The organism is Endozoicomonas sp. SESOKO3, assembly GCF_024606255.1.
This window is the reverse complement of sequence record NZ_JAHHPR010000637.1, coordinates 1-1,604: the sequence shown is the minus strand read 5'-3', so window position 1 is coordinate 1,604 and position 1,604 is coordinate 1. Positions and strand designations below refer to the sequence as shown.

Here is a 1,604-nt window from a genome sequence, read left to right as displayed (position 1 = left end):
AAGGAAAATGCTCTATAGCACTCAGGAGAAAGCGCCCCACCCCAGGTATCAAAGATCTGGACGGCCTGAGCTCCTGCTTTAATCTGGGCATTCAGATAATGTGTCACAGAGTCTGCCAATACATCCAGTAATTGAGACAACATCTGGGGTTGATCAAACATCATCGCTTTTATACGACGAAAATCTTTACTGCTCCCCCCCTCAACCATGTAGGTAGCCAGAGTCCACGGACTGCCGGAAAAACCAATCAGAGGCACACGACCATTGAGCTCGGAGCGGATAGTGCGTAACGCATCCATGACATAGCCCAGATCCTTTTCGGGATCCGGAACAGACAGTGCTTCAACATCGCTCGCTGTTCGAATGGGCTTTTTAAACCTCGGGCCTTCTCCCGTCTCAAAATACAACCCCAAGCCCATTGCATCCGGGATGGTGAGGATATCTGAAAAAAGAATGGCCGCATCCAGGTCGAAACGCACCAGTGGCTGAATGGTTACTTCACAAGCCAGCTCAGGATTCATACAAAGCGACATAAAATCACCCGCTTTGCTCCTAAGCTCCCGATATTCAGGCAAATAACGTCCAGCCTGACGCATCATCCATACGGGGGTGACATCAACAGGCTCTCTCAGCAGAGCCCTCAGTAAGCGATCATTTTTCAGCTCGGTCATGGGGTTTCCAGAATTCAGGAACAATGCAATAAGCCGTAAGAAGATCCGGGCAAGCGCTTAGAGTCTGCCCAAACCGAAAAAGCTACGATGTTAGAAAATAAAAGGGGGAGAATACTCATTTCCCCCCCCTAATGACAATCTTCCACTGCTCGAGAACATTCATCCTGATAAGCTCTCTGCAGGATCAAACATCCAGATAGTCCATAATGCCCTCAGCCGCCTGACGACCTTCCCAAATCGCTGTAACCACCAGATCAGAACCACGAACCATATCCCCACCGGCGAAAACTTTAGGATTGGAAGTCTGAAACTTATACCTGGCCTGCTCAGGCGCAACGACTCCACCCCACTCATTCAGTTGAATATCATGGGACCCGAACCAGTCAGCAGGACTTGGACGAAATCCAAAAGCAATCAATACCGCGTCGGCTTCTAATATTTCCTCACTGCCCGGAACCGGCTCAGGACGACGACGCCCTTGCTCATCAGGCTCACCCAGCTTGGTGGTGATAACTTTGACACCTTCTACCTTACCGTTACCGACAATCTCAACAGGCTGACGATTGAACAGGAACTTGACACCTTCCTGTCTGGCATTAGCGACTTCACGTCGCGAGCCCGGCATATTCTCTTCATCACGGCGATAGGCACAAGCGACCGACTCAGCCCCCTGACGGATGGAAGTACGGTTACAGTCCATGGCCGTGTCACCGCCACCGAGAACCACGACACGTTTTCCTTTCATGCCGATGAAATCAGACGCTTTTTTTTCAAAACCCAGGTTGCGATTCACGCTGGAAATCAGGAATGGCAGAGCATCATGAACGCCAGGAAGGTCTTCACCCGGGAACCCCCCTTTCATGTAGGTGTAGGTTCCCATGCCCATAAATACGGCATCGTATTCTGCCATCAGATCTTCCATCAGGACATCTT

General features: G+C 50.4%; 2 protein-coding genes. Both read right to left on the bottom strand.

Annotation, left to right across the window (positions count from 1 at the left end; genetic code table 11):
* The coding region (gene hemE, locus KDK18_RS11205) for a uroporphyrinogen decarboxylase (RefSeq protein WP_257254986.1) at positions 1–671 on the bottom strand (671 nt) is incomplete at its 3' end.
* A 184-nt stretch (positions 672–855) separates the two neighbouring features.
* Positions 856–1,604 (bottom strand): FAD-dependent oxidoreductase (locus KDK18_RS11200; protein ID WP_257254985.1); only part of this gene is annotated, 749 nt, incomplete at its 5' end.